The 24,385-nt window shown below is 39.6% G+C and carries 25 protein-coding genes; 11 read left to right on the plus strand and 14 right to left on the minus strand.

What is annotated here, in order from left to right:
• Positions 1-50 precede the first annotated feature (50 nt).
• The 6 genes from M2369_RS14130 to ggt form a co-directional block, all read right to left on the minus strand.
• Positions 51-518 carry a PTS sugar transporter subunit IIA gene (locus M2369_RS14130; protein WP_008346265.1) on the minus strand — a complete coding sequence of 156 codons (468 nt, stop codon included), beginning with the start codon at positions 516-518 and terminating at the stop codon, positions 51-53.
• 240 nt (positions 519-758) lie between these two features.
• Positions 759-1,490, minus strand: coding sequence for a sulfate/molybdate ABC transporter ATP-binding protein (locus tag M2369_RS14135; RefSeq protein WP_061418762.1), 732 nt, complete (start codon positions 1,488-1,490; stop codon positions 759-761).
• 15 nt (positions 1,491-1,505) lie between these two features.
• Positions 1,506-2,375, minus strand: a complete 870-nt coding sequence (gene cysW, locus M2369_RS14140; protein WP_041507422.1) for a sulfate ABC transporter permease subunit CysW — start codon at positions 2,373-2,375, stop codon at positions 1,506-1,508.
• 5 nt (positions 2,376-2,380) lie between these two features.
• Positions 2,381-3,226: a sulfate ABC transporter permease subunit CysT gene (gene cysT / locus M2369_RS14145; RefSeq protein WP_019743464.1), complete on the minus strand. Its 846-nt coding sequence runs from the start codon at positions 3,224-3,226 to the stop codon at positions 2,381-2,383.
• A gap of 11 nt (positions 3,227-3,237) precedes the next feature.
• On the minus strand, positions 3,238-4,269 hold the full coding sequence (locus M2369_RS14150) for a sulfate ABC transporter substrate-binding protein (RefSeq protein ID WP_061418756.1): 1,032 nt from the start codon (positions 4,267-4,269) through the stop codon (positions 3,238-3,240).
• A 258-nt stretch (positions 4,270-4,527) separates the two neighbouring features.
• Complete coding sequence (gene ggt / locus M2369_RS14155; protein ID WP_035700423.1) at positions 4,528-6,282, minus strand: gamma-glutamyltransferase; 1,755 nt, start codon at positions 6,280-6,282, stop codon at positions 4,528-4,530.
• Positions 6,283-6,509: 227 nt separating this feature from the next.
• On the opposite strand from ggt, the gene M2369_RS14160 reads away from it, so the two are divergent.
• The 6 genes from M2369_RS14160 (at position 6,510) to M2369_RS14185 (ending at position 10,296) form a co-directional block, all read left to right on the plus strand.
• Complete coding sequence (locus tag M2369_RS14160) at positions 6,510-6,968, plus strand: ASCH domain-containing protein (RefSeq protein ID WP_073414248.1); 459 nt, start codon at positions 6,510-6,512, stop codon at positions 6,966-6,968.
• Positions 6,969-7,174: 206 nt separating this feature from the next.
• Complete coding sequence (locus M2369_RS14165; protein WP_017359157.1) at positions 7,175-7,792, plus strand: DUF47 domain-containing protein; 618 nt, start codon at positions 7,175-7,177, stop codon at positions 7,790-7,792.
• Positions 7,793-7,807: 15 nt separating this feature from the next.
• Positions 7,808-8,806: an inorganic phosphate transporter gene (locus M2369_RS14170; RefSeq protein WP_017359158.1), complete on the plus strand. Its 999-nt coding sequence runs from the start codon at positions 7,808-7,810 to the stop codon at positions 8,804-8,806.
• Positions 8,807-9,149: 343 nt separating this feature from the next.
• Positions 9,150-9,920: a type II toxin-antitoxin system SpoIISA family toxin gene (locus M2369_RS14175; RefSeq protein WP_017359599.1), complete on the plus strand. Its 771-nt coding sequence runs from the start codon at positions 9,150-9,152 to the stop codon at positions 9,918-9,920.
• Positions 9,889-10,065, plus strand: coding sequence for a type II toxin-antitoxin system SpoIISB family antitoxin (locus M2369_RS14180; RefSeq protein ID WP_008346289.1), 177 nt, complete (start codon positions 9,889-9,891; stop codon positions 10,063-10,065). The genes M2369_RS14175 and M2369_RS14180 overlap by 32 nt, the downstream gene beginning before the upstream one ends.
• Positions 10,066-10,164: 99 nt before the next feature.
• Positions 10,165-10,296 (plus strand): hypothetical protein, encoded by a 132-nt coding sequence (locus tag M2369_RS14185; protein ID WP_256734188.1) that lies wholly within the window; start codon positions 10,165-10,167, stop codon positions 10,294-10,296.
• Here M2369_RS14185 and M2369_RS14190 read toward each other — a convergent pair.
• On the minus strand, positions 10,285-11,184 hold the full coding sequence (locus tag M2369_RS14190) for an N-acetylmuramoyl-L-alanine amidase (RefSeq protein ID WP_017359601.1): 900 nt from the start codon (positions 11,182-11,184) through the stop codon (positions 10,285-10,287). The genes M2369_RS14185 and M2369_RS14190 overlap by 12 nt on opposite strands.
• Before the next feature lie 311 nt (positions 11,185-11,495).
• Here M2369_RS14190 and M2369_RS14195 point away from each other — a divergent pair, with 311 nt between their 5' ends.
• A complete protein-coding gene (locus tag M2369_RS14195) occupies positions 11,496-12,080 on the plus strand; it encodes an ImmA/IrrE family metallo-endopeptidase (RefSeq protein ID WP_008346294.1) in 585 nt (194 codons plus the stop codon).
• Here M2369_RS14195 and M2369_RS14200 read toward each other — a convergent pair.
• The gene (locus M2369_RS14200; RefSeq protein ID WP_259254708.1) at positions 12,071-12,694 is read right to left on the minus strand and encodes a poly-gamma-glutamate hydrolase family protein; all 624 of its coding nucleotides are present in this window, start codon (positions 12,692-12,694) and stop codon (positions 12,071-12,073) included. The genes M2369_RS14195 and M2369_RS14200 overlap by 10 nt on opposite strands.
• Positions 12,695-12,938: 244 nt before the next feature.
• On the opposite strand from M2369_RS14200, the gene M2369_RS14205 reads away from it, so the two are divergent.
• A complete protein-coding gene (locus M2369_RS14205) occupies positions 12,939-13,310 on the plus strand; it encodes a DUF5412 domain-containing protein (protein WP_100324898.1) in 372 nt (123 codons plus the stop codon).
• A 42-nt stretch (positions 13,311-13,352) separates the two neighbouring features.
• On the opposite strand, the gene M2369_RS14210 is transcribed toward M2369_RS14205, so the two are convergent.
• The gene (locus M2369_RS14210) at positions 13,353-14,177 is read right to left on the minus strand and encodes a methyl-accepting chemotaxis protein (protein ID WP_041507426.1); all 825 of its coding nucleotides are present in this window, start codon (positions 14,175-14,177) and stop codon (positions 13,353-13,355) included.
• Between the two features lie 221 nt (positions 14,178-14,398).
• Here M2369_RS14210 and M2369_RS14215 point away from each other — a divergent pair, with 221 nt between their 5' ends.
• Positions 14,399-15,868, plus strand: coding sequence for an NAD(P)/FAD-dependent oxidoreductase (locus M2369_RS14215; protein ID WP_052472188.1), 1,470 nt, complete (start codon positions 14,399-14,401; stop codon positions 15,866-15,868).
• Positions 15,869-15,895: 27 nt separating this feature from the next.
• Here M2369_RS14215 and hag (M2369_RS14220) read toward each other — a convergent pair whose 3' ends face one another.
• The 4 genes from hag (M2369_RS14220) to M2369_RS14235 form a co-directional block, all read right to left on the minus strand.
• Positions 15,896-16,816 (minus strand): flagellin Hag, encoded by a 921-nt coding sequence (hag, locus tag M2369_RS14220; protein ID WP_041092274.1) that lies wholly within the window; start codon positions 16,814-16,816, stop codon positions 15,896-15,898.
• Positions 16,817-17,111: 295 nt separating this feature from the next.
• Positions 17,112-18,008 carry a flagellin Hag gene (hag, locus tag M2369_RS14225; RefSeq protein WP_034322337.1) on the minus strand — a complete coding sequence of 299 codons (897 nt, stop codon included), beginning with the start codon at positions 18,006-18,008 and terminating at the stop codon, positions 17,112-17,114.
• A 225-nt stretch (positions 18,009-18,233) separates the two neighbouring features.
• A complete protein-coding gene (locus M2369_RS14230) occupies positions 18,234-19,802 on the minus strand; it encodes a Kelch repeat-containing protein (protein WP_259254709.1) in 1,569 nt (522 codons plus the stop codon).
• 133 nt (positions 19,803-19,935) lie between these two features.
• Positions 19,936-20,550 carry a TetR/AcrR family transcriptional regulator gene (locus tag M2369_RS14235; RefSeq protein ID WP_259254711.1) on the minus strand — a complete coding sequence of 205 codons (615 nt, stop codon included), beginning with the start codon at positions 20,548-20,550 and terminating at the stop codon, positions 19,936-19,938.
• A gap of 212 nt (positions 20,551-20,762) precedes the next feature.
• Between M2369_RS14235 and M2369_RS14240 the strand changes: the two genes are divergently transcribed.
• Positions 20,763-21,875 (plus strand): NAD(P)-dependent alcohol dehydrogenase, encoded by a 1,113-nt coding sequence (locus M2369_RS14240; protein WP_007498906.1) that lies wholly within the window; start codon positions 20,763-20,765, stop codon positions 21,873-21,875.
• 78 nt (positions 21,876-21,953) lie between these two features.
• Here M2369_RS14240 and alr read toward each other — a convergent pair whose 3' ends face one another.
• Positions 21,954-23,135 carry an alanine racemase gene (gene alr / locus M2369_RS14245; protein WP_039168779.1) on the minus strand — a complete coding sequence of 394 codons (1,182 nt, stop codon included), beginning with the start codon at positions 23,133-23,135 and terminating at the stop codon, positions 21,954-21,956.
• A 251-nt stretch (positions 23,136-23,386) separates the two neighbouring features.
• Here alr and M2369_RS14250 point away from each other — a divergent pair, with 251 nt between their 5' ends.
• Entirely contained in the window at positions 23,387-23,650 is a 264-nt protein-coding gene (locus M2369_RS14250) for a hypothetical protein (RefSeq protein ID WP_024720168.1), read from the plus strand.
• Positions 23,651-24,385: the final 735 nt, after the last annotated feature.

A 24,385-nucleotide genomic window follows, 5' to 3' on the forward strand; every position in this document is an offset into this window, starting at 1 on the left:
ACATCCACCTCCTGATTTTAAATAAAGCGCTTACATTATGTCTTGAATAACTATTGGTTTAATTCTTTTTGAAGTACATCAACGGCTTCTTCATACGATGTCATGTGAGATAAACTTGTCATTACTTCTTCTTTTCTGAAAAGCGTCATCAGTTTCTCTAACATCACGAGCTGCTTACTAGGTTCAGAGATTGCCAGAACGAACACAATTTTGGCTTGAACTGTCTCATGAGGGCTTCCCATCTTATGAAAAATAACAGGTTCTTTTAATGTCGCTACACTGATCGCCGGTTTGTTTACATGTTCAGGATCTGTATGGGGAATGGCTACCCCAAAGGTCGCAAGAGGAAGACCGGTCGGATATGTTTTTTCTCTTTCAAGCACTGCTGGTAAAAAGCTCGATTTAATATACCCTCCAGTTTCTAACCTTTCTGCTAAATAGGCAGTCACCTCCTCACTTGAAGATGCTTCGTACTGCAGCTCAATCAGCTGTTGATCTAACTCAAACAAGCTGTTCAAACAACCACCCCTTTCATTTGGTATAAATATGAACACATGTAACAAAAAGAATGAACATTTTAAAATAGAACCTTTTGTAAAGCGCTTACAAACAGACGTTTTATAAAATGTTCAATACTGTTACCTTTGTAAAGATATTATAATATTCGAAATTATAAGTCAATGTTCCTAGGAAAATTTTTATAAAAAAAGATGCAGCTTTTTGCCGCATCTCTTTCATTACATCACATCAATTTCTTGTTAAATATGGCTTCCTATATCTAAAAACTCAGATACAAAAAGGTTGTCTGTCTGCTCTGTCATTTCTTTTTTTGTGCCGATTTTTTCGATTCTGCCCTCATTCATCACCACAACACGATCAGCGATATCAAACGCTTCTTCTTGATCATGCGTCACAAAGATGGTCGTCATTTGAAATTCTTGATGAACTTTTTTCAGCCAATGTCTTAAGTCTTTTCTCACCTTTGAATCTAGTGCACCAAAAGGTTCATCTAAGAGAAGAGCTTTCGGTTTAACGGCTAGAGCACGTGCAAGTGCTACACGCTGCTTTTGTCCACCTGACAGCTGCTCTGGATAACGATGTTCATACTGTGTTAATTGAACGACTTTCAGCAGCTCATGCACCCGCTCTTTGATGTCTTTTTTAGGCAGCCTTTCTCCTCTAGGTTTCATCTTCAATCCATAAGCCACATTATCAAATACCGTCATATTTCGAAAAAGCGCATATTGCTGAAAGACAAAACCAATTTGCCGTTTTCGCACTGGAATATAAGTATAATCCTGTTCTCCAAATAAGATCTGCCCTGTATTCGCATCATCAAGCCCTGCAATAATTCTTAATAAAGTCGTCTTACCTGACCCAGACGGTCCAAGTAAGGAAATCAATTCCCCATTTCCGATCGTCAAATCCACGTTTTGCAAAACCTTCGTCTGCCCAAATTGCTTTGATATTTGTTTCACTGTAATCCCCAAGGCTGATCCCTCCATTTATTTTGAACGCTTGCCAAGCCTATGATCTCTCTGCTGAATGATCTGCTTGATGATTAATGTGATGACCGCCACAAATGCCATGAGAGAGGCCACGGCAAAAGCCGCTTGGAATTGATACTCGTTGTATAGAATTTCTATATGAAGCGGCATCGTATTCGTCATTCCGCGGATATGACCGGATACAACCGACACTGCACCAAATTCACCAATTGCCCTAGCCCCTGCTAAAATAGCGCCGTAAAAAAGGGCCCATTTTATATTTGGAAGTGTCACAAGGAAAAAGGTCTTCCACCCACTGGCACCAAGCGTAAGCGATGCTTCTTCCTCATGAATGCCTTCATTTTGCATAAACGGAATTAACTCTCTCGCAACAAAAGGAAATGTCACAAAGATGGTCGCAAGAATCATCCCCGGTACAGAGTAAATCACTTTCCATCCATTTGCTAAAAGCCACGGTCCTAAAAGTCCATTTGAACCAAATAAAAGTACAAATACAAGTCCTGCAATGACAGGTGACACCGCAAACGGAAGATCAATGACAGTCGTTAACAAACGTTTTCCCGGGAAATGAAATTTTGTGATGAGCCAAGCAGCACTGACCCCAAAAATCATTTGAAGCGGCAATGTGATCATCACAATGAAAACAGTCAATTTAATTGCCGCAAGCGTGTCTGGATGTGAGATGGCAAGAAGATAAGAACTCCATCCTTTCTCAAAAGCCTTTGAAAACACAGCAATCAACGGCATGAGTAAAAACAAAATCAAAAAAGCATACACCACACCAATCAACATACTCTTCACCGCTTTTGATTCCGTCACAGGACTCCTGTACTTGATGCGGTGCTCTTTAAGAAGCTCCCTTTCCAATCGTCTCACCTCACTTCCACTTGTTTTTTCCGCTCGACAAACCACTGCAATCCGTGAATCAATAACAAAATGACAAATGATAAGAGCAGCATGAAACAGGCAATGGCTGCGGCACCTTGATAATCATACTGCTCAAGCTTAGACATGATCATCAGTGGTGTAATCTCTGTTTTAAACGGAATATTTCCCGCTATAAACACAACGGAGCCATATTCACCGAGTGCTCTTGCAAATGCAAGAGAAAATCCAGTCATTACCGCTGGAAACAAGGCAGGCAGCAGTACATGAAAAAAGGTCTGTTTTCTTGTAGCACCAAGTATGGCTGCGGCCTCTTCCACCTCCTGCTCAAGCCCCTCAATGACCGGTTGAACCGTTCTTATGACAAATGGAATGCCAATAAAAATCAGTGCCAAAATAATCCCGAGCGGGGTGTATGCCACCTTCACATGCAAAAATTGCCCAATCCACCCATTCGGAGAATAAAGAGTCGTCAAAGCGATGCCAGCCACTGCCGTTGGAAGAGCAAACGGCAAATCGATGAGGGCATCCAGGATGTTCTTTCCTGGAAACGAGTACCGCGTGAGAACCCATGCGATCAGTACACCGAAACCTGCATTGATGAGTGCAGCTGCAAAAGAAGTCGTAACCGTAAGCTGCAGCGACTTTAGCACCCGCGCATCACTAAAAACATTCCAAATTCCTTCTGCTCCTAATGAAGCCGTCCAAATAAATACCATAGATAAAGGAATCACGACAATCGCACTGACATAAACAAGTGTCACTCCGAGACTCAGCCCGAATCCAGGCAATACACGTTTTCTTTTATTGGCGGCAGCATAGCCTTTCTTCATCACGTCGCCCCCTATTTTTGTCCACTATATATTTGATCAAATAATCCGCCATCATCAAAAAATCTTTTCTGCGCCTTTCGCCATCCGCCAAATGCCTGATCAATGGTCACCATCTCAATCTCTTTAAATTGATCTTTATATTTGTTTAGCACTTCTTGATTTCTTGGTCGATAATAGTTTTTCGCCGCAATTTCCTGTCCTTTTTTAGAATACAAATAATCTAAATAAGCCTTTGCCACTTTCTCTGTTCCTTTTCGTTTCACATTTTGGTCGACAACGGCAACGGGCGGCTCTGCTAAAATACTAATGGAGGGACTGACAATCTCAAATTTGTCTTTTCCTAATTCATGCAGTGTCAAATAGGCTTCATTTTCCCAAGCAATTAACACGTCACCAAGACCGCGCTCGACAAAAGTTGTTGTGGCGCCACGAGCACCTGAATCGAGCACCTCGACATGCTCATATAACTTTTTCACAAAATCCTTCGTTTTTTCTTCATCCCCATGAAAGGTTTTATCGGCATATGCCCATGCGGCTAAATAATTCCATCTTGCACCGCCTGACGTTTTTGGATTTGGTGTGATGATAGATACACCTGGCTGAATCAGGTCATCCCAGTCTTTAATTTTTTTGGGGTTTCCTTTCTTCACAAGAAACACAATAGTAGACGTATAAGGTGTGGACTGATTTGGAAATTCTTTTTGCCAATCCTTTGAAAGTAGCCCTCGATCTGCAATGGCATCAATGTCGTACCCAAGAGCAAGTGTAGCCACGTCTGCTTCGAGTCCATCAATAATCGATCTCCCCTGCTTACCCGACCCTCCATGAGACTGCTGTATCGTCACATCTTCACCGGTTTTGTCTTTCCAATAAGTCTGAAAGGCTTGATTGTATTCCTGATACAATTCACGGGTAGGATCGTATGACACATTCAACAGCTCAATCTTTCCCTTTTGATTTGAGGCTTCATTCGCATTTGAGCATGCAGCACTTGTGATGATGAAAAGTGTCATCGCAATAGAAATCCATATCCATTTTTTCATGTTATCCGCTCCCTTTCACATTGAATAGTGACACCAACCTTGCCGTTTTCAGTTCTATACGCAAAAAAGGCTCTCAGCGATTGAAGTACAAAAAAGTCCTGTACGTCAATGCCAAGAGCCTTCGGTTGTCCGATCAGCTATGTATGATTGATGTTAGTCTATATATTATTCAAACTATTCACAGGTGTCAACTATGTTTTTATTATAATGAAAAAAAGAAACGCCGTCTTGATGAGGCGCTTCTTTTCCCGGGAAATGCTATTGATCTGCAGCTACCTTTAGATTGACACCAACAGCAGTTCCATTTCTCGTTGAATCAGCTACTCCAGTGAATGTCCCTGCTTTTCGATCAATCAGTAAAGCTTGCACATTCCCTATATCAATAGGGGAACTGCCAAACTGGTGACCCATATCATTTAACTTTGTTCTTACATCTAGAGGGACACCTACTTCATAACGATACGAAGTTAAGCTGTTTGTGTAGATTCTTGGCTCTTCTACCGCATCCTGAAGCTCCATGTCATATTCAAGTAAATTGAGAATCGTCTGTGAAACAGAAGCAATGATCGTCGTTCCACCAGGAGACCCAACAGTCATGACAGGCTCTCCATCTTTAAAAATGATCGTCGGAGTCATACTTGATAACGGACGTTTATTGGGCTGGACTTCATTTGCCCCGCCAGGTCTTGCATCAAAATCAGTCAGTTCATTATTTAAGAAAAATCCATACTCTGGAACAAGTATCCCTGTACCAAATAATTGTTCAATGGTAGTGGTGAATGACACAACATTTCCCCACTGATCTGCAACAGTAAAATGGGTCGTCTCACCAATGGTTTTATCTTCTGGCTGAGGAACAATTGGGGATGGATTTTTCTCATCCTCATATGCCCAAGGATCTCCTTCTTTCGGGCTGCGATTCATTTGATCTAATTGAATGAGAGAGGCTCTTTCTGAAATGTAATCATCGTCTAGTAGTCCTTTTAGTGGAACATCTACGAATTCGGGGTCGCCGGCATATGCGGCTCTGTCAGCATAGGAGAGGTGCATTGTTTCAGCAAGCAGCTGATATTTTTCGAATGATTTGGGGTCATACTGAGACAGGTTAAAATGGTCAAGTATTTTGAGAATTTGTAGCATAAACACCCCGCCTGAGCTTGGTGGAGGCATGCTTGCAAGCTGATATCCTTTATAGTCTCCCCAGATTGGCTTGTCAGTCTTGACTTCATAACGTTTGATATCTTTTGAAGTCATCGTCCCGCCAAAATCTTGAACTGTATTTGCAAGTGCCTTTGCTACTTTTCCTTCATAAAACGCTTTGCTTCCTTTTTTCGCAATGAGTTTAAATGTTTTTGCAAGACCTGGCTGGACAAGCAGATCTCCTTCTTCGAGTGGCTGATCATTTGGAAGAAAAATTGGCGCTGCGGCCGTTTTTTTCAATTTTCCTTGGTGATCATCAATCGCATTTGCCAAGACAGAATCAATTTCAAAACCATCTTCTGCAAGTTGAATGGAGGGCTCAATCAATTCCTTCATAGAACGAGTACCCCACTTATCTAATGCAGCTTCAAGACCTTTTACAGTCCCTGGAACACCTACCGCATTTCCATGTGTAGATCGCTCAGCAAACGGAATCACTTTTCCATCATCTGTTAAAAACATGTCAGGTGTTGCGCCCTGTGGTGCTCGCTCTCTGCTATTGATGATGGAAGTTTCCTTTGTCTTCCCATCATAAACCATCATAAATCCGCCGCCGCCAATTCCAGACATCATTGGCTCTGTTACGTTAAGTGCGTACTGAATGGCAACAGCAGCATCCACTGCGTTCCCACCTTTTTTCAATACGTCAGCACCAATCTCCGATGCAAGCGGATGTGCAGTAGCCACCATACCATCTTTGCCAACAGCTACTTTATTCCCATGAGTTTCGTTTGCAGTGACTTGGCTGACCGGCAGGAAAAACGAGAAAACAAACAGACATATGGACAAAACAGTTAGAGAAATGCGTTTCATGAACAACACCCCTTCCATATTCTTACTTTGACCTTACCGACTTCTTGACCAGAATACAATAGATTATTCTAAAATTTCAAAATTTTTCATTCTATCATCCTATATCTGCCAAACAAAACGCATGTTTTCAAAACATATGACATGCACATCTCGTAGTAATAAAGACATACGTTTTCCAAGTTTGAAACTTCACGATATAATAAACTCATAACAAAGGGGGAAAAAGAATGAACCACAAAAGCACTTTATTTTGGGAATCTTATTGGGAAGAAAAATCAGAAAAAACTCCTGATCACGCCTCTGTTTCTGCTTGGGCATTTGGCGCAAATCCAGATCACTTGCTTGACCTTGTACAACAAGGAAAAAAAACAGCCACTTGTTCTGGATACCTTTTTTACGAAAAAGAACAAGAGCCTCTTCCAAAACCTGGTCAATATGCGGTCATTTTGGACAGTCAGGAGGAACCAAAAGCCATCATAGAGATCACGCAAGTAGATATCATGCCAATGAATGAGGTTCCTGAATCATTTGCAAAAGCAGAAGGTGAAGGCGATCTTTCATATGACTATTGGTACAAAGAACATGAAGAATTTTTCACAGAAGCCCTTAAGCCGTACGGATTAACATTTAAGGAAGATATGCTTCTTGTTTGTGAGCGATTTAAGCTTGTTTATTCAGCTTCTTAACTTTTAAGCGGTGCCAAAAATGGTCCGCTTTTTTGCTTTCTTTTCCCCTTTCTGAAAAAGGTGAGTTGAGATCACATCTTTAGGTCAGAATAAGATCAAATAGAAAAAGTGAAGAAATTTTCGACTACACCTGTTTTTTTTCGACAAAAGAATATATAATTATTTGATGTGTGCATTGTCTCATTTATACAATGGAGGGTTTTTACATGTTAAAAAGGAAAAAAGACAAGTTTTCCGTCTTGTTAACGGAAATTGCTAAAAATTTAGATGAAACTGCTGAGTATTTTGTTAGCTATAAAGTAACAAATCAAACCACTCTGAAAGAATTTTCTGACACATTGAAGGAATATGAGACAAAAGGTGATAATCATGTTCATACCATGATTAAAGAGCTGAACAAAGCCTTTATTACACCGATTGAACGTGAAGACATTCTTCAATTGACGAATAGCCTCGACGATGTTTTAGACGGCATTGAGCATTTTTCAGCAACTTTAGAAATTTATTCAATTACAAGCTCTGACGAACATATCGACAAATTCAGCCACTACATCAGAGAATGTGCGAAAGAAATTTTAACGACTATTGAATTACTGGCTGATAATCGCTTGAAAGATATTCATCCGCACGCAATCAAAATTAAAGAGATTGAGCATAATTGTGACAATCTTCACCGCAAATCACTAAAGAACTTGTTTGGAAAAGAAACAGATCCAATTAAGGTCATTCAATACAAAGAAATTTACGAAACACTTGAAGAAATCGCAGATTCCTGTCAAAGTGTTGCCAACAATCTAGAAACAATCATTATGAAGAATGCGTAACGGGGTTAGTTAAACATGGATACATTACTCATCCTTACCATACTTATTGTCATTTGTGCACTTGCTTTTGATTTCATTAACGGATTCCACGATACAGCAAATGCCATTGCTACTTCTGTTTCAACAAAGGCGTTAAAGCCTAGACATGCTATTATTATGGCAGCGTTTATGAACTTCTTAGGAGCAATGACATTTACAGGTGTGGCAAAGTCCATTACAAAAGACATCGCAGATCCTTTTACACTTCAAAACGGATCTGTCGTCATCTTGGCTGCTTTAATTGCAGCCATTACTTGGAACTTGCTTACTTGGTATTACGGGATTCCGAGTAGTTCTTCACACGCACTGATCGGGTCAATTGCAGGAGCTGTTATTGCCTCTGCTGGTTTTGGCGCTTTAAACTATTCGGGATTCATTAAAATCATTCAAGCACTATTGCTTTCACCTATCCTGGCTTTTGTTTTGGGATATATCGTGTATACCATTATCAAAATTATATTCCGAAACAACAATCTCGCAAAAACAAATAAACAATTCCGACGTGTTCAAATTTTAACGGCTGCACTGCAATCGTATACCCACGGAACAAACGATGCGCAAAAAGCGATGGGAATTATTACGATGGCTTTAATTGCAGGTAATTTGCATACAACAGACGACATTCCTTTCTGGGTACAATTCTCTTGTGCGCTTGCAATGGGACTAGGTACGTCTATTGGCGGCTGGAAGATTATTAAAACAGTCGGCGGTAAAATCATGAAGATTCGTCCAGTAAACGGAGTATCTGCAGACTTAACGGGTGCAGCTATTATCTTCGGTGCAACATTTATTCACTTACCTGTTAGTACCACTCACGTGATCTCATCTTCTATTCTAGGTGTAGGTTCTGCACATAGAGTAAAAGGAGTTAACTGGGGTACGGCAAAACGTATGCTTGTCACTTGGGTGATCACATTACCGATTTCGGGAACTCTAGGGGCACTTATATACTTTGTGTTAAATGCGATTCTCTAATATCAAAGACCTGTCTAACAGGGCTTTTCAGATTGTTGACAAAGGGCTAAAATGAACTTTATTTTAGCCCTTTGTCTTCTTTTCAGTGTGATAGAAAGCCTTTGCAGTCTAGGAAGGACGAGCACTGGCACGGAACGAATTTGACATTCGTGAGTACCAGCGCGCAGGACTGACAAAGAATGCGAGGGTTTGTCTACACGCTGAGACCTGTCTAACAGGTCTTTTTTTATTTGTTTGCATCCTCAAATGGTCTTTTTCTGCAAGCCATTTTTTCATGAAGCAGGGTTTCCAAACATATCCATAGAAATAAATAAGTATCCATCTGTCTATGGGAGAGAAGAACATGCTACTATTTTTTCAATTGACTGTTTGGTTATTGCTAGGTGCTCTTGCTGTATATGTATTTGCGGTATGGCGCTTTGAACAAAAAGTAAAAGAAAAGATGTTTGCGATTCGTAAAACGTGGTATTGGATTTATGTAGCGGGTGCTGTTGTGTACTGGACAAATGACCCTGCTTCAATCTTCACCGATTGGATGCACTACCTGATTATTGCTGTTTTTTTTGCATTAACTGATGCCTTTATTTTCCTCAGCTCCTATATAAAAAAACTCGGAAATCATGAACTTGAAACCGACACCCATCAACTCCTAGAACAAAATAACGACCTGCTTCATTCTTACCTCAATAAACTAAAAACGTACCAATACCTATTGAAAAACGAACCGATCCATGTATATTATGGAAGTATAGAAGCATATATAGAGGGAATTGAACGACTGATCTATTCTTTTGCAGAAAAAATGAATATTCAAGCAGTTCTTTGTCCTTATGATACGCAGGAGCAAAAAGATGACTTGCTGCGGACACTTGATCAGAGAGCGCTCATTCAAGCAAAGCTTGACAGGCAGGAAGTGTATTACGATGATTTCGGCAAATTGGTTCTCATCCCGTTTTCAGTAGCGGATGCACACTTTGTGATTAAGCTGACCTCTGAGGAAATTGTCACTGAATTCGACTATTTATTAATGACTTCACTTACAACGATTTATGACCTAATCTTGCCTGACGAAGAGGAAGGTGATGAAGATGGAACACGCACTTCAAGGGGATAATAACAATCGCAAGAAAAACCCATTTAAGATTTTAAAGAAAAAGCGCCATATTAGTATGGCTGATTACAAAGTAAGTCCCCATACGGAGCGTATTTTCAAAAAGAATGAACAGCTCCTAGATGAGTATAAAAATAAAAAAGCTTGATTACACTAAAGGACGCGGAACTTCATCCGCGTCCTACTTCCGTTTTCACATCTACTTGCATACAATAAAACCAACTGCTGCAACGATTGAGGTGCCAATATGAAAAAGAAACTTAAACAATTGAGGTATGTTCAGTTTGCTGAATTTAAGCCATCCCCTTATGTCTGCCGATTACACGAAAAAAGTGTAGCCGTCATTCAAGCGGCCAAAAAGAAAGACTCACTGATTTAATAGTTGAAGCAACTTCACTTTTGTTTTAGGACCGTATACTCCATCACTTGTTAGACCATTCATCAGTTGAAATCGCGCGACGGCATTGGCTGTTTTTTCCCCATAAACGCCATCAATGCCCTTATCTACAGCTGTTTTGTCAGGATAAAAATACACAGCAGCAAGCGCTTTTTGGACGAGACGTACATGCTCCCCCTTTGTCAGAGGTGATGTCACCTTTAACACCCCATCTGGCAGTTCATAACTGAGCTTTTCTTCTGCATGATAAATCTTGAGAACTTGTCCAACTCGAATCATGTTCGGGTCACTAATCTGATTCCATGTCTGTAAATCACTCACTGTGACACCATGGGCTTTGGCAATACTCGTTAGCGTATCCCCGCTTTTCACCACATATGTGATAACCGTTTCCGGATCACCTGCAGTCTCAATTCCTCTTTTAAATTCATCCCATGTAGCTAGCAGCAGACGTGGACATGTTTTTCCTGACCAATGCTGATGCGTCACCACATTTGCTAATGGAATGCCATGTTCTTTTAAAAGCTTTTGAATAAGCCACTGGGCATGTTTGACAGCTTGTTGAAAGTTTCCATCCTCATTTTCACAAATTTCAATGCCAATCGATTTTCGGTTGCCATCTCCATGCCCATCCCCAGCATGCCATCCATTTTCATTTAAAGGGAGATGCTGAAAAATTTCCTTGTCATCCACTGTAAAGTGCCAGCTTACCTCTGTTGTTGAGCGTTTGACATATGCTGCGTGACTTTTTGCGTCAGCTCCCTTAGATGTATTGGCTGTGTTATGCACAGTTACATAAAGCGGCGTCATAGCATATCCTGGCCGATTTCCGTTTCCAACTGGAATAAAATCTTGATAAATTTGTACCATGTTTTGCACTCCTTTTTGTTCAATTGATGTTTGATCTTGCTCATCAATCGGTGGCAAACGTAAGACAAATTTGTTTGTTTTCGTCATAAGACTATGGTAAAATTTGAATTCAATCGCCGTTTTATCTTTGTAAAAAATAAAAAATTAGAATAAAAAACAGGAAAAACTTCCAATTTTCTTTGATTTTATGTTAAAATTGTTAAAAACAAGCCGATATAAAAAGTAAGCGATAGCTTTATTAGCCATTTAGTCCTATATGGACTTTTCTTTTACGGCAAAAATAGAACATACGTTTGTATGGAGGTTTTGACATGACTTATTTTTTAACCCATTTAGAAGAAGATATTAAACGGTTATACACTCAACTGCAAATAAGCGGTCCTGCCTATGTAGACATGCATAGGATCGCAGCTGAATTTCATGTTTGGGTACACTACGAGGATACTGGCAGCATGATGATCAAACATCAAGGTCTTTACAGTATTATTTTAAACAGAGCCTTATCGTCAGAAGAACAGTGGCAGGATTTCGCCCACGAGCTTTGTCATGTGCTAAAGCATACAGGCAACCACTTTAACATGCACAAGCTCTTTCGAGAACTGCAAGAGTTTCAAGCAAAACAATTCATGTATCACTTTTGTGTTCCGACTTTTATGCTGCTGCAAATGACGCTCCCAAACCTTAGGCAGCAAGCCATTTTGCATATTGCTCAAACATTTCATGTCACTCGGGCTTTTGCTGAAAAACGGCTTGCTCTATTTGAACAGCGAAGAGCCGGCATTCAATTTCAAAAAGAATTCACTTCTTATTTAATGAGAGCAGGCAAGGTCGCAGAAAATGAAGCTGCGTATCAAACAAAAGCGTCTGCACACGTGACGTCAGAAGTTTATTCATAAAGGCTTAACACTTGTTTCAGTACATTTGTGTATTGATAAAATTGTTCGGTTTGTGTATCACGCCTACGGCTCCGCCTAAAGTCTTGAAAGAAAGCTCTTCTCTGAGCTTGGCTAATTTCAATTTGAACACTTTTTCCTGTGAGGCATTGATTATTAATATTTTGAGGATGTGTTCCAGCAAATTGATCCGATTCAGATAGAAGTAAGGCATGGAAGCCATTTTGCGTGAGACACTTCACTGTTTCAGCAGCTTTTTCCCTGTCGGTACCGCCAACTAAAGTTTGTAGGACGTCTGTTTCTCCATAGCCGTGGAGTGCAAACGTATAATGATGTGTATGCACTTGAGAAAGACAAATCGGCTCATCAAAACGTGTGCTCGTAATATGAAGAACATGATTGCCTTTCACTTTAAGGCCCTCGAATAAATACATAGAATAATCGGTTGCTACTTCATGGATCAGCTCGCTCACGCCAGATTCAATCCCTCCCGCATGAGGTGACAGGACGAGAAGCTGATCCCCTTTCCGCTGATGAAGAATCTGATAGTCAATCCCTTTTCTTTCATGAGCGGAAAGCTCTTCATAATTTTGATACGTATCTATGATTTGATTCATTCCATCTGCCCCATTTCTCTATATGAGCATAAGTCTACTGATCGCAAATTCTTTTGTAAAGTGTTTTCGAATGACCAGTGTGATCTGAATGCATCCTTAAATTTTCCTTATCTTTTCGGGCTAACTGTTGAATGTTGAGAAAAAATGACCGATAATTGAAATGAATAGAACTTTTGGACTATATGAATCTTTTTGTATTCTTTCTCATATATTAGAATATAGCGATCTACACCTGGAGGAATTCATGTTTAAAAAGAAAACCACCATCATCCTTGCCATCTTATGTCTTAGCTTCGCCGGAATTATTTACTGGAAATGCTTCTCTCTTCAAGGCGTGTCTCATGGTACATTCATCCGCTCTATGTCATCACCTGATGGAACCTATACCATTAACACGTATCGACATAGCGGAGGAAAGCTAAAAGAGAATGCGGTCAGAGCAGAAATTGAAAACAAACTCACCCATCACAAGAAAACAATCTACTGGAAGTACCCTGATAAAGATCCTCTGATCAAATGGGAAAATGCACAGCTCGTACAAATTGGACATGAGTTTTTAAATGTGGTCAAAGGTGAAACATACGATTATCGCTTTGATCAGAAAAATAGAAAATAACGTGCCAGCAAAAAAAAAACGAACCCTTTTTGGATTCGTTTTTTACGTTGACATCACCTTTTGCATAAATTCTTTCATTTCTTTGCTAACCGTCGTCAACCTATCTACAATTTCACTAAACTCCGTCACTAATAAAGCTTGTTCTGAAGATGACCCTTTCATATGGCCCATACTCTCAAGTAATGTATGTATATTAGAGGAAATCCCTTGCAATGAGCTTTCTATGTTTTCTGTTGCACGTGAGGTTTCGCTTGAGAGCTTTTGAACCTCGCTCGCTACCACACTAAAACCCGCTCCCTCTTTTCCTGCCCTGGCCGCTTCAATTGAAGCATTCAATCCTAGCAAACTCGTTTGCTTAGAGATACCTTTGATCATTTTTGTAATATCTGAAGTTTTTTTCGAGCTTTCAAGTGTTTGCTGTGTTTGGAATGTCATTTCCTCACTTGTCGCAGAGAGCTCTTCTGAATGAGCCGCCACCACATGCACTTTTTCTTGAATACTTTGAATGATGTCGTTCAATGACTCCATATACGCCTCAAGTTCTATTTGATTTTTAAGTGGAAAACCTAAAGCGATTGCACCAATGACTTGTTGATTTTCATCGAAAATCGGCAATCCCATTGCATTTAAAGGCGTCCCATACACCGATTCAGGTACAAATGTACTTGATGTTTCGCCTCTAAGCGCATTTTTCATATTCTGATCATCTGGTTTAAAGGGATCTCCTGTCCGTATTTGAAAATCCACATCTTTTGATGGCAAATACAGCAAGAATTTTTCTCGATCAATGACCCCCATCGTCACTTCATCTTTTAAAATCTTCATCATATAAGGTGCTGCTGTTACAATACTCTGTAGTATATCCATTCTCTCTACCCCCTTAATGTATTTATCGGTCATTTCTCTTAAATTTGATTATTATTTTTTAAAAATAATGATCAAGATTGAAGTTTTTTTCATATTTACGAGTAAAAAGTATGCCAATTCCTTTCTATATTCAAAAAAACGAGAATTTGCTATACTTAGAAAATCAACATATGATGAAATGGTCATGTAACCATTATATATATGCACTGGAGGCGCATGTTGTGACACAACCCATGAAGTATGAGCGGGCGATCGTCATCGGAGGCGGAATAACGGGAATGCTCGCTGCAAAGGTTTTATCAAGTTTTTACCTGGAAGTATTGATCATTGAAAAGGACGAATTGCCAGACGCTCCTGAAAATCGTCTTGGCACGCCTCAAGCTTTTCATCCACATAGAATGCTGCCACTAGGCAAACAAATCGTGGAACGTCTATTTCCTGGTTATACAAAAGAATTACTCGAAATGGGCGGGTACAACACATGGCATCAGACATCTCGATTTATGACAAAAGATGGCGAGTTAGTACTCACCGATACTGAAGAAACAGCTGTCACACGACGTGCCATGCTAGAGTGGGTGCTGATGCAAAGAATGTTACGTGAGGATCGTGTTCAATTTTTAGAAAAACATGAAGCGATCGCTCTTCTTTTTGAAGAAGAAACGACTAAAGTGAGTGGATTACAGGTCAAAGATCGGAGGATAAAGCCTGGAATCATCAACAAAATGAGTGCGGACTTAGTCATTGATACGTCTGGAAGAATGTCTAAATTGCCAAAATGGCTGAAAAGCGCAGGACGAACCTTGCCACAGACAGATGAGCTAATCGTGTCTCTTGGCTATAGCACGAGATACTACCAAATACCATCTGAGGCACCGAACCTAGAACCAATGGTCATCGTTGGACAGCCAAATAAAAAAATTCCAACAGGACTGTTTGAACGAGTAGATCATGATTTAGCAGCGGTTCTTCTCTCAGCAGCTGGCGGCTCTCATTATCCAACAACGGACGCTGATCAGTTTGATGTAGAGACCGCTAAGCTGACCAATCCCTCGATAGCAGAAGCCATCACTCATTTAATTCCCTATACGAAACCAAAAGGATTTAGAGTTCCGGCTTGTGTCAGAAACCACTATGAACAAATGGAAGATTGGCCAAGCGGCTTATTGGTCATGGGTGATGCCTTATGCACATTAGATCCAATACATGGTCAGGGAATGACAAAGGCAGCTCTTGAGGCACAGACACTTGAGCGTATGCTCAAACAAGCACAAGAAGATGGGCTTATGTTTTTTGAAAAAAACACCTTACAACAAATGCAGCACGCCAATGAGCTTGGCTGGTGGCTTTGTGCGATTGCGGATATGGCATGGGAAGGCGTCGAATTAAAAGGAACCCCCATTCCCCATCTGACATTTGTACAAGAATTTTTCAATTATTATGTACAATATGCCGTTCAAACAAAACAACCTAAATGCCTTGAGGCGTATCATCGTATGCATTCATTCTTAATAGAACCGAGAAAAATCATCAACCTAGAGCAGCTGCAAGACATGATTCAAGCTGACTCCACTGGTGAGGTCCGCAACTGGTGGCATAGGTGGGATCAAAAAAATGATGAATTAAATCGAGCTTTCTTCTATGAAGCTGTTCCAGATTTTCAATTACATCTGTTGCTAAAATCAACATAAAAAAAGCCCCTCAACGGGGGCTTTTAATTAACGTAATAATTGAAGTACGTTTTGTGGCTGTTGGTTCGCTTGTGCAAGCATAGCTTGAGAAGCTTGAGAAAGAATGTTGTTCTTTGTGAACTCACTCATTTCTTTCGCCATATCAACGTCACGAATACGAGACTCAGCAGCTGTTAAGTTTTCAGCAGAAGCGCTAAGGTTGTTGATTGTGTGCTCTAGACGGTTTTGGACTGCACCAAGCTTAGATCGCTGAGCAGACACTTGCTTAATAGCTGTTTCAATAATACCAAGTTGTGCATCAAATCCAGCAGCTTCCTCGCCATCTTCACCACTTGCACTAATAAATTTTGTCACATCGATTCCAGCAACAGAACCGGCTCCATCTTCACCTTCAGCCGTCCCATCTGTACCTAAAACTGAAGCACCCATGTTTTCAATGTTAAGTGTAATTTGTTGTGTTGCGTTTGCACCGATTTGGAATACAAGGCTTTGTGCCTCACCACCGTCATCAGCACCCTTAGACGAATAGGTTCCATCTAATAATTTCTTCCCGTTAAACTCTGTACGAGTAGAAATACTTGTAATCTCATCTTGCAAGTTTGAGATTTCATCTTGAATGGATGCTAAATCTTCTTCCTGCTGTGTACCTGTGTTCCCAGCTTGAACAACTAGCTCACGAATACGTTGAAGTATCGCATGAGATTCAGTCAATGCGCCTTCAGCCGTTTGAATAAGAGAGATACCATCTTGAGAGTTTTTAGTAGCCATTTCTAGACCACGGATTTGACTTCTCATTTTTTCAGAGATCGCAAGACCTGCTGCGTCATCCCCTGCGCGATTAATGCGAAGACCAGAAGAAAGTTTCTCCATGTTCTTTTGGCTTGAACCGTTGTTAGTAGAAAGACGATTCAATGTGTTAAGTGCTGCGATATTGTGGTTAATTCTCATATTAAATGACCTCCATGTGTTTGAACCAATTAGACATCCATGTCTAAAAGTTCTAAATTAGAATTTTTCTGTAAGCCTTACAATCCATTTATCGAACTTTAATGGAATATGTTTAACAAAAAAGGAATAAATAAGGGAAAAGTCTCATTCAATATGATCGTTTCGCTAGAGTATGCCAAATTTAAAGGTCGTTTTTCATGATTTAACAGAGGGATTAAAGAATCACAAGTGAAGAGAAGGAGAAAAAGCGAAGAAAAAAGAGCATAAAAAAAAAGCCCCATTAAGGGGCCTTTCATTAACGTAGTAATTGAAGTACGTTTTGTGGCTGTTGGTTCGCTTGTGCAAGCATTGCTTGAGAAGCTTGAGAAAGAATGTTGTTCTTAGTGAACTCACTCATTTCTTTCGCCATGTCAACGTCACGGATACGAGACTCAGCAGCTGTTAAGTTTTCACCAGAAGCACCAAGGTTGTTGATTGTGTGCTCTAGACGGTTTTGAACTGCACCAAGTTTAGAACGTTGAGTAGATACTTGTTTAATTGCATCATCAACGATTTGAAGTTGTTCGTCAAATCCACCAGCAGCGTTTGCAGCAATTGTTGCAAAATCAGTTACTTTAAGAGCAGATACTGTTTTAGTTGCATCAGTTGGATCTGTTCCAAGTTTATCGGCAGACATTGCTTCAATGTTAACTGATAATTGTTGAGTTCCGTTAGCACCAATTTGGAAAGTTAAAGTAGCTGTTCCATTAGCAAAATCGCCATTTAACAACTTTTTACCATTGAACTCAGTACGATCAGAGATACCATTTTTATCAGTACCATTTCCGATTTCTTGTACTAAAGCATCAATTTCTTCTTGAATTGCACCAAGATCTGTATCATCTTGTGTACCAGTGTTTCCAGCTTGAACAACAAGCTCACGTACACGTTGAAGGATTGAGTGAGTTTCAGTCAATGCACCTTCAGCGATTTGGATAAGAGAGATACCGTCTTGTGCGTTTTTAGAAGCCATTTCTAATCCACGGATTTGTCCACGCATTTTTTCAGAGATTGCAAGACCTGCTGCGTCATCTCCTGCACGGTTGATTTTAAGACCAGAAGAAAGTTTCTCCATGTTCTTTTGGCTCGCACCATTGTTTGCAGACAAACGGTTTAATGTGTTAAGTGCTGCGATATTGTGGTTAATTCTCATTTCCTATTACCTCCATGTATGTGGGACCTGACAGACGTCCTTGTCTGAAAAAAGTCCTTTATTCTAGGGCTTATCAACCCTGACAATTCTATTATCGGACGTGGTTATGGGATGTTTAGCAGATTTTTAAAAAAATATCTTATTTTTTTATGATGTTCATCCTAATTTTAACAATAATGCAAAATATAAAAAGCTGCTAATCTATTATCAGCAGCTTTCATTTTATTAATATTGCTTGATATCAAACATTAAGATATTTTGGTACACCACGTAATCTTTCTTACTTGTGAAAGGTCCTTTATTGTGTTCATCATTGATCTCATAAAAGTTCATTCCGATTCCAAAGCTTCTTTCTTTATACCAATTAAGAAAATCGTTGATTTCTTTCATTGAGAGCAGATAATCCTTTTGCAGTCCGTTTATCATGGTAATGGAAAGTATACCTTTTGTTGATTCTTCCCCAGGCTTTGTTCCGTCCTGATCTTTCGGCTCTTCGGTTGTACCATCACCTGGATTTGTCCCGTCCTGATCTTTCGGCTCTTCGGTTGTACCATCACCTGGATTTGTCCCATCCTGATCTTTCGGCTCTTCGGTTGTATCATCACCTGGATTTGTCCCGTCCTGATCTTTCGGCTCTTCGGTTGTATCATCACCTGGCTGTGTCCCGTCCTGATCTTTCGGCTCTTCGGTTGTATCATCACCTGGCTGTGTCCCATCTTGATCCTTTGGGTCTTCTGCTATCCCATCATCTGGCTTTGTTTCATCCTCAGTCACTTGTAAGTCTTTTAATGAAATAGAAATCACGGATCTGTAATCACTTTTCACAGAAAGATGTCTCATAGATTCCGAATAGTTACGTCCGCCAATGACATACAATTGGTCATCAACAATTGCTGCGACAGCTGATACTCTACCTTCTGGTAAATCATATGCTGAATTTTTAAATTGGCCATCTTTTGGATTGAAAATCTGAACTTTGTTTACCATATTTTTTGAACTATCACCATATAATTGCCCACCAATAATAAAGAACTTGCCGTTGTAAGTTTCATAGGAGGGTTCATATGTATAAGATGTTAACTGAACATCAATTAATCTCTTCCAAGTATCTGTTGAAATATCATACTGAAACAAATACTTTTCTCTACTATGCCCTATCGAATTTTCGCCACCTGCAACATATATATTTCCGTCAATTGCAGAAATGGCTCTCCCATTCCGAGATGGTAAACCCGATGAGTTCAAGCTCTTCCATTCACCAGAGATTGTATTGTATTCATAGACATTATTCTTATATGAGTTTTTTGAAGATACAATATATATCTTCTCTTTCACTGCAACTGCTTGTAAAGTTCCTTTACTATAAGCTGAAAAAACCGGCTCTCTTGGAATTCGAATCGGCTCTTCAGCCCACTGATCAAGTTCTGCATCATAAATATCTATAGTGTTATAAGCTACTTCTGTCTCTTCATTAATTCCACCTATTAGATAGATTTTTTTACCTACAGTAGCGTAAGTACCGCCTGTTCTATTTCTTGGCATACTGGCTTTCTCTTCCCAAACATCTTTTTTTGGATCATACATAAATGTTTGGTTATTCAACTTATTTTTTTCACTTGCTCCACCAAATACATAAATCTTCCCATCAACGACTCCCACACCAGCATTAATACGTTCTTCTGGTAAATCAGCTCGTTTCGTCCATCCAATTGAATTTTCTGCATTTGCTTTAAATGGACTAAGAGTACTCATTAATAGGAGTACCGTGATAAATAATAAAAACCTTTTTTTCATTTTCTATTCCTCCAACTCGTTATGTTCCCTCCTTTTATCGTTCTATTTTTTACAAAGTTTACAATTTAAAGAAGTTTTAAATAAAACTTTATATACATTCAAAATGTTGTGCGCTAGAGATGCGGCCTAAGCATTACCTTTTCATAATCGCTTCTTCATCTTTCAACTGAATCATAAGTGAGGATTGAATATATAATAAATTGATAATACGTCGTGCCATTTCTGAAGGAGATGCATTGTAGTCATTTCTGATCCATTCAATGATAAAACCAAAGATGCCGTATGAACGATACTGGACAAAATAACTGTCGTTGATTTCTTCATACTGATCACTCACAAATGACATTCTATTTTGGAAGATATATTGTATCTTCTTAAGCAATTGTTCTTGTATGTAGGGAATTCGGTCTTCCATCACTAATAAATCATAATAGTCCCGATTTTCAACGATATATTGAAATACATCCGTGCCCTCTGGTTTCATGCGAGTTAAATCCAACAGTGGATTTTCACGAGTCGGCTTACAAAATTCATATTCGAAATCTACCATTTCCCGGTGAATAACATCTGCTGCTAATTCATCTTTACTTTCATAATGCACATAAAACGTCGTCCGATTATAGTTTGCCTTTTCCACAATATCCTTCACTTTTACGTGCGAATATCCTTTTTCTTTTACTAGTATTTTGAATGTTTGACGAAGTGTTTCTTTTGTTCGCTCAACACGGCGATCCTCTTTTTTGATCATGGGCCCCTCCTTTAGACAATTTTTAATAAATGTTGATTAGATATACATAAATTTATTTGTGTTGAAAACCTATACAAAAAAGATTTTTTGCTGATTGAAACGGAAAATCTTTCGTCCTACAATCAACTTAGTCATAAAGAAATGAATTTTTTGTGACATTTGATCTAACTTCTTCAGAATATCATACTATACAAAAAGTGAGGGCACATGATATGGAAATTCAAGCGATGGTCACAACAAATGAAAAAGATTTCGAGAAACAAACATTATTACTAGATGATCCAAAAGCAGATGAAGTGCTTGTCAAAATCGTTGCATCTGGCGTTTGTCATACGGATGCCACAGTATTAGATGGTACGCTTCCTGTCCCACGTCCTGCTTTATTAGGACATGAAGGCTCTGGCATTGTCGTAAAAGCAGGTTCTAATGTCACAACCGTTCAAGAAGGAGACCACGTTGTACTTGGTTTCGCTTATTGCGGTCATTGCCATAATTGTCTTGACGGGAACGCTGGTGGATGTGAAAACATGATTCCACTGAATTTTTCTGGTCGTAATAAACATAATGAAACGCCTATCCATACACATGATCATCAAGATGTATCACAATTTTTTGGTCAATCGTCATTTGGTACATATGCAACAGTTGATGAGAAAAATGTGGTGAAAGTAGACAAAGAAACTGATTTACGTTATTTAGGACCATTCGGTTGCGGCTTAATGACTGGGAGCGGTACTGTCTTAAATTCACTTGCTCCAGCTCCAGGTACAAGCTTTGTTGTGTTCGGTACAGGCGCTGTTGGTTTAAGTGGGTTAATGGCAGCAAAAATTGCAGGCTGTGATCCGATTATTGCCGTTGATATCCATGATAGCCGCCTTGAGCTAGCAAAAGAATTAGGTGCAACACATGTCATCAACAGTAAACATGAGAACCCAGCTGAAAAAGTGAAGGAAATCACAGAAGGAAAAGGGGCACATTACTCATTTGAAACAACTGGAGTACCAGAAGTCACGCTAGCTGCCCTTCACTGCCTGCGTGTCAAAGGAACTTGTGCAACAGTAGCAGTAGGAAAACGCGATTTAACGTTTAATGTCACAAATGATCTCATGCTCAATGCGCTCACGTTAAAAGGTGTGATAGAAGGCGATGCCGTTCCTCAACTATTCATTCCTAAACTAGTCAAGTTCTTTAAAAATGGACAATTCCCAGTTGAGAAACTAGCAAAATTCTACGAATTAGAAGAGATTGAACAAGCTTTTGAAGATTCTAAAAATGGATCTACGATTAAACCAATTCTTATTTTAGATAAAGAGTATCGAGCTTAAGCCGAAATAAGACATGAAACTCAAAATCCCCCTTTCCATATAAAGGGGGATTTTTGGACTTTCATGCTGTCCTTACCTTCACACATACATCACCGGCGTCGATATTTTAATAATCTTCCCGCCTCGACGATAAAACCTTGGAACACGGCGGCTTAATGTTGCAATGACTTCATAGTTAATCGTATTGAGCATTTCAGCAATTTCATCAACAGAAATTTCTCCGCCCTTTTGACGGCCATAAATGACGACTTCCTCGCCTTGCTTTGCTTTCATCTCTCCTAAGCTGATCATCGTCATATCCATTGTGACTCGGCCCGCAATTGGCATTCGTTCTCCGCGGAAAAGCATAAACCCTCGATTGGATAAAGCACGTGAGTACCCATCTGCATAACCAATCGGTATGGTTGCAATGACTTCGTCAGGCTTTGCCACATAGGTTGCCCCATAGCTGACCGTTCTTGGCTTTGTCACCATTTTCTTCACGAACGCAATCCTTGCTTTTAAACTGAGAGCGGGCTCTAGCTGAACAGCGTCTAAGCTTTTAATGTATTGCGAGGGATACAATCCATAAAGTCCGATACCAAGCCGGATCATATCGGCGCTAAATTCAGGAAACGCAATCGAAGCAGCTGTATTGTTCATATGTACGGTCGGCAGTTTGATCCCTTCTTCTTTCAAGAACCGAAGAAAATCAATGAAGATGCTGTGCTGCAGCAACGTGAAATCAGGGTCAGGCTCATCCGCAGTGGAGAAATGCGTAAATATTCCATCCCACCTCAGGTTTTCACTCTTTTCAAGCGCCTTCACCACCGCTAACAGCTCTTCCTTTGTCCGTACACCTAATCGCCCCATCCCCGTGTCAACATTGACATGAATCCCAAGCCGGCGCTGGCTTTCTTCTTCCGCTAAGATCTCATTTGCTTGAGCAATCCAGTCTTCTCGAAGGCCGGAGAGATCAATTCTCCAGGCTGCGGCCCTTTTCACACAATCGAGCGGTGTAAATCCAAGAACCAAAATCGGCGCTTCAATTTTTGCTCTTCGCAGCACAATGCCTTCCTCTAAGCTAGCAACTGCGAGCTCCGTCGCACCGCTTTCCAGTGCCTGCCGTGCTACCTCCACTGAACCGTGTCCATAAGCATTCGCCTTCACGACAGCCATGATCTTACTTTTTCTTGGAATATGCGCTTGAATCGCTTCGATATTTCTTTTTATCGCATCAAGATTGACTTCTATCCAGACTTCCCTGCAAAGCTTTTGCATGTATTTCTCCTCCTAATCAATTTAATCATCCCTTTATCCATGTTCGCTTTTATGCGTAGTCTATCTTTATTCATTTTTAGGAAAAAACATTCAATCACGCCAAAAACAAATAATTCCTAAATATGTATATTTTTTGAATTTTTATTTATTTAGACATTTTTTGACATCTTTCTCCTACTAGACGTGCCATTCTTATAAGCATCTGTTAAACATTGGTTTAATAGAAAAATAAGGAAAAGGGAGATGTTTTAATGTTTAAGGGAAAAATGAAAAAAATAGTGGGAGCTACTCTCTTCACTGGTGCTTTAATGTTCTCTGCAATTCCTGCTGATGCCGCTTCGAATTTAATCCCTATTAGGGACAAGTATGATGGCTATCAATATCAATGGAATGGCTACAATAGCAGTGGAGTAGCAACCGTTACCGTTTTCTTTAGAGATTCGAATGGTAAGTCTTACTCTAATACTTATGAATGTGTCACTGTTATAAGCGGCACTTGTTATGTTTACGAATAATGTAAAAATGCAAAAAAATCTGCCCCTTTATTAGGGCAGATTTTTTCACTTCACTTACTTAGAGGCCTCACATGAAATGGTGATTCCCCCTAGTAATTATTTTTCATGTGGTACACTTTTCTAGCTATTCTCATATTATTAACAACATTGAATCGATATAAAGGTGAAAGAGAAATTTAACATTGGCAATTCAAATTTTGAATGAGTTTATAGTGGAGTTTTGCGAATGAAAAATGAGACTTGAGAACTTTTGAATCTTTGTTGTTCTAGTATCGGCTTATACTGCCTGCCTTCCAATCAGAATGTTAGATTCATGAATGCTTTGCTAACTATTGATTTTGATTAAAATCTTTAGCGATAAGAAAGGTGACAATCAAATAGAAGATTGTGCCGAAAAACATACCATTTAACAAACTGATTAACAACATCTTACAAATCAGACCAACATAATAAGACACTGGCGTCCCTGGAAATACAGCCATATTTAACAGGCTAATCATAAAGGTTAAAGCAAAGAATATAATGAAAATCCTTCGAAATAATTTGGATTTTAACATTGTCATTTTACTTCCTCCTCAGTATATTTTATGTGAAAAATATACTTTATCCATTGCATAAATTCCATTTTAAAGTAAAAAGCCCTTTAAGGGCCTTTTACTAAGCAGAATAACCGATACTTGCTGTATGACCTCTCCTAGCTTCATCATGACTTGCTGTAACTTCAGATGTGAAATA

Origin of the sequence: Bacillus sp. JUb11 (assembly GCF_024807925.1) — a bacterium.
Lineage (GTDB): Bacteria > Bacillota > Bacilli > Bacillales > Bacillaceae > Bacillus > Bacillus altitudinis.

Coding starts and splice junctions, on each gene's coding strand:
- cysT (WP_019743464.1), bottom strand. CDS start 3,226: ATGAAGAAAGGCTATGCTGCCGCCAATAAAAGAAAACGTGTATTGCCT.
- M2369_RS14150 (WP_061418756.1), bottom strand. CDS start 4,269: ATGAAAAAATGGATATGGATTTCTATTGCGATGACACTTTTCATCATC.
- ggt (WP_035700423.1), bottom strand. CDS start 6,282: ATGAAACGCATTTCTCTAACTGTTTTGTCCATATGTCTGTTTGTTTTC.
- M2369_RS14160 (WP_073414248.1), top strand. CDS start 6,510: ATGAACCACAAAAGCACTTTATTTTGGGAATCTTATTGGGAAGAAAAA.
- M2369_RS14165 (WP_017359157.1), top strand. CDS start 7,175: ATGTTAAAAAGGAAAAAAGACAAGTTTTCCGTCTTGTTAACGGAAATT.
- M2369_RS14170 (WP_017359158.1), top strand. CDS start 7,808: ATGGATACATTACTCATCCTTACCATACTTATTGTCATTTGTGCACTT.
- M2369_RS14175 (WP_017359599.1), top strand. CDS start 9,150: ATGCTACTATTTTTTCAATTGACTGTTTGGTTATTGCTAGGTGCTCTT.
- M2369_RS14180 (WP_008346289.1), top strand. CDS start 9,889: ATGAAGATGGAACACGCACTTCAAGGGGATAATAACAATCGCAAGAAA.
- M2369_RS14185 (WP_256734188.1), top strand. CDS start 10,165: ATGAAAAAGAAACTTAAACAATTGAGGTATGTTCAGTTTGCTGAATTT.
- M2369_RS14190 (WP_017359601.1), bottom strand. CDS start 11,184: ATGGTACAAATTTATCAAGATTTTATTCCAGTTGGAAACGGAAATCGG.
- M2369_RS14195 (WP_008346294.1), top strand. CDS start 11,496: ATGACTTATTTTTTAACCCATTTAGAAGAAGATATTAAACGGTTATAC.
- M2369_RS14200 (WP_259254708.1), bottom strand. CDS start 12,694: ATGAATCAAATCATAGATACGTATCAAAATTATGAAGAGCTTTCCGCT.
- M2369_RS14205 (WP_100324898.1), top strand. CDS start 12,939: ATGTTTAAAAAGAAAACCACCATCATCCTTGCCATCTTATGTCTTAGC.
- M2369_RS14210 (WP_041507426.1), bottom strand. CDS start 14,177: ATGGATATACTACAGAGTATTGTAACAGCAGCACCTTATATGATGAAG.
- hag (WP_041092274.1), bottom strand. CDS start 16,816: ATGAGAATTAACCACAATATCGCAGCACTTAACACATTGAATCGTCTT.
- hag (WP_034322337.1), bottom strand. CDS start 18,008: ATGAGAATTAACCACAATATCGCAGCACTTAACACATTAAACCGTTTG.
- M2369_RS14230 (WP_259254709.1), bottom strand. CDS start 19,802: ATGAAAAAAAGGTTTTTATTATTTATCACGGTACTCCTATTAATGAGT.
- M2369_RS14235 (WP_259254711.1), bottom strand. CDS start 20,550: ATGATCAAAAAAGAGGATCGCCGTGTTGAGCGAACAAAAGAAACACTT.
- M2369_RS14240 (WP_007498906.1), top strand. CDS start 20,763: ATGGAAATTCAAGCGATGGTCACAACAAATGAAAAAGATTTCGAGAAA.
- alr (WP_039168779.1), bottom strand. CDS start 23,135: ATGCAAAAGCTTTGCAGGGAAGTCTGGATAGAAGTCAATCTTGATGCG.
- M2369_RS14250 (WP_024720168.1), top strand. CDS start 23,387: ATGTTTAAGGGAAAAATGAAAAAAATAGTGGGAGCTACTCTCTTCACT.